This window comes from Candidatus Binatia bacterium, assembly GCA_029248525.1.
GTDB lineage: Bacteria > Desulfobacterota > Binatia > UBA12015 > UBA12015 > UBA12015.
Genome location: JAQWJE010000037.1, coordinates 1 through 3,116, shown reverse-complemented (window position 1 = coordinate 3,116; position 3,116 = coordinate 1). Strand labels below are relative to the sequence as shown.

At 63.4% G+C, this 3,116-nt stretch carries 3 protein-coding genes; 2 read left to right on the top strand and 1 reads right to left on the bottom strand.

Annotated features, from left to right (window positions below):
• Positions 1-558, bottom strand: a 558-nt coding sequence (locus tag P8K07_07740) for a SprT-like domain-containing protein (protein ID MDG1958415.1), incomplete at its 3' end; no start/stop codon positions are given.
• Positions 559-902: 344 nt separating this feature from the next.
• Here P8K07_07740 and P8K07_07735 point away from each other — a divergent pair.
• Positions 903-1,763 (top strand): hypothetical protein, encoded by an 861-nt coding sequence (locus P8K07_07735; GenBank protein ID MDG1958414.1) that lies wholly within the window; start codon positions 903-905, stop codon positions 1,761-1,763.
• A 352-nt stretch (positions 1,764-2,115) separates the two neighbouring features.
• Positions 2,116-3,090 carry a response regulator transcription factor gene (locus P8K07_07730; GenBank protein MDG1958413.1) on the top strand — a complete coding sequence of 325 codons (975 nt, stop codon included), beginning with the start codon at positions 2,116-2,118 and terminating at the stop codon, positions 3,088-3,090.
• Positions 3,091-3,116 lie beyond the last annotated feature (26 nt).

Below are 3,116 nucleotides of genomic sequence, written 5' to 3'. Positions count from 1 at the left end.
CTCAAACCGCGTCACCACCAGTTCGCCCTTCATCCCGGCATCCACGCAGGGCCCGCATCGCCAGCTTCGGACCACGCGTCCCGAGGTGCGGTGGTTCTGACACACCGGGCAGCGGTGGTCGTAGACGTATTTTTTGCGGCGACCGGAGCCGCGTCCTCCGCGCCCTCCGTTTCCTCCGCGTCCGGGCCCAGCTGGCATCGTAATTCCCAGCAGCCGCGCATCGACCCGAGCGCGTGCCGGATAACCGGCCCTCTCCATCAGGGCCGCCCATTCGCGTCCATGCGGCCGGATCCGGCGGGTGGCCTGGCCATGGGCCACGATATGAGCGGCCTCATGGCAGATCACTTCCTCGAGAGAGGCCTGCGGGCCCTCGAGCACGGGCCGGGCAATGCGGATGACGCGGGTGTCGGGGCGAACCCGGGCCAGCGACCGGGTCATTCGGGTGCTGACCTCGACCCGCGTGGTCTCGGCGAGTTGGGGGAACTCCCAGAGGTCACCCACGCGCCGAAGGACTGCTGCGGCGATCGCCTGCAGGTCGATGTGCTCGGGCTTCCCCATAAGTGCCTGTCTAGCGGATCTCGCAAGGGATGTCGTTGTCGTGAGGCGCATCTGTGATGGGCGGGCCGTCGCACCCGGGAATTGCTTCGTCATCGTCAAAATGCCCGCAACTAAAAGCGAATCAGGGCGCTGGCGCGGGCGCCTGTTCGGGCAGCGGTTCGGTAACGCGTCATTCCCGGCAAGCGTAACGCTCGGTTACCGAGGTGGGTTTGATTTCGCGAGAGAGGAGGAAAAGCCGAGTAAATTCGAGCCTCAAGCTGTTGGCGCGAAGTCTGCAGTTCACTTCCTCCATCAATAACAGGCCACGGAAACCTTCTGGCGGCCCATAGCGCGGGGAAAAAACGATGAATACGAGAATCTTGAAAAAATGGTCGAGCGCCGGACTGATGGGCGCCATGTTGATCGGGGCTGTGGCGGGATCGAGTTCGGCCGCAGTGGACCCTCGGGGCGCGATGTCGCCAAAGGCGCCCGATGTCGCGAATTTTTCTCTGAACTTGGCCGCAGTCGAGGATCTAACCGGATGCAAGGGCTTCGGTCGTCTGGCCAGCGGCGGGTTCGGCCCGGCCGCATCCGGTCCCTGGGTTTCCGGCGAGGCCCCGTTAGTGGTCGTCTGTTCAGGGGACCTTCGGGCCGAGGGTGCTGACGATCCGCTCGGCCTGAGCGAAAGCATGCGTGCCATTATCGACAACGCCCGGCAGATGGAGATTCTCCAGATGCGCGATGTCCTGCGCGCCCAGAATGTTCATGTGCCCGAGATGGATTTCGAAACCATGGATATGATGACTCTGGACTGGATCACGGGGCAGATCGCCGAGATCTTCGCGATGGCAGCCGAGCATGCCGAAGGACCATTCGGCTTCGGCGCCTATGTCGATTTTATTACCGATACTCACGAGCCTTCGAGTTTTTGGGCGATGGGCTGGGCCGAGCGCGATGTCAATGACAACGGACAGTCGGATCGGTTCGAGGCCTGTGCGCCGAACTGCGACCCTCGCGATACCGACGGTGACGGAACGGTCTCGGAGGCAGAGAGAGAAGCCGCCGAGAATGCCGCCGACAGGGCCGCCGCCACAGGCGGTATTACAGCAGAGAGCGAGGGTCGATATCTGCTCACCATCGGCGCCGATGAATTCATTGCCGAGATGCTGGAGACGCTTCTCGAGAACGTCTCGCTCTACGACCACTTTCAGGAGCTGGGGTTGTGACCCCTGACACGATCTGATCGCCGGCCTACGGCTGCCAGTAGAAACGTTTTCCCGCCTGCGTTTTGCTTTGTGGTCGAGGTGCCCCACGGACCTGAACTGGATGCCCGGATGCCACGTCCGGCCCGCTACGCAAGCGGGCCGGACGTGGCGTTTCTGTGTTGGGTTTCTCTGTGGTTCGGCTGAGCTGAATTAGTTGTCTGCGCCTGTGTCAGCCGCCTTCATTGCAGTTCTCTCTGCAACCGCGAGCGGCACCTCGACTTTTGTTTTCCCCGTGGCCACCGCCCGATTGCCCGGCCCCGTCTCCACCGGATCTCCACTTCGACCGGTTAGAGTCGTCAAAAAGAGGTGCGGAATGAGATTTTTGTCGGCGAAATTGTTGGGGGCGGACGGGGACTCTGATAGCGTGCGCGGCCCGGTCGAGGACGGGCCTGCGGCCAACGGTCCCGGGTGCCGGGCGTGGGGAGGCGGATACGTGGAGGCAGCGGGCATGCGGGGCGAGCGCAGTGGGGGCAGCAGCAGTGGAGGCAGCAGCGGGGTTGGTGGCGAAGTCAGCCGCGGCGACGGCGTTGGTGATGGCGCTGGAGACGATCATGGAGGCCACGGCGCCACCGATATTCTGGTCGGCAAGAAGGTCCTTGTCGTCGACGACAATCAAGGCTTTCGCGAGTCGCTGGTCGCGGCACTACGCTACGATGGTGTGACGACAGCCGAGGCCGAAAACGGCGAGCTGGGATTGGCGCGGCTCGCGTCTTTCGGTCCCGATTGCGTCGTTCTCGACATCAATATGCCGCCCGGGATCGACGGGTTCGAGTGCCTGCGGCGCATTCGCAGAGACTCGCGCGTGCCGGTCCTCTTCCTCTCGGACCTTGGCAGCGAAGACGACCAGGTGCGGGGACTGGATCTCGGCGCTCACGATTACGTCTCCAAGGAAGATTATTCGCTGCGGCTCTTCCGCGCCCGGCTGCGGTCCTGCCTGCGTGTCTCGGCCGCGCGCCAGCCCAGCGACGGCTCGGGCCGAAAAGTCATCGGCCAACTCGCCCATGACATGCAGGCCAAGGAGTTTGCCTGGGCGGGCCAGAGCCTCGACCTGACAACGACGCAATATCTCCTGCTGGCCAAGCTTTTTGCCTATCCCACGCGGGTGTTCGAGCGGGACATGCTCATCGATGCGATCCACCCCGAAGAGCATGGCAATGTGGTGATCGAGCCCAAGACGATCGATTCGCATGTGGCCGGGATCCGGCGGGCGCTCAAGCCATACAAGGTGTCTCGGGGGACGGTTATCCGATCGCGCCCCGGGTTGGGCTACTCGATGGGGGATTGCTGATGAACGACAACAGGAGATGGCGGCCG

Excerpts from the sequence above, each read along its gene's own strand:
- P8K07_07735 (MDG1958414.1), top strand. The coding sequence starts at position 903 with ATGAATACGAGAATCTTGAAAAAATGGTCGAGCGCCGGACTGATGGGC.
- P8K07_07730 (MDG1958413.1), top strand. The coding sequence starts at position 2,116 with ATGAGATTTTTGTCGGCGAAATTGTTGGGGGCGGACGGGGACTCTGAT.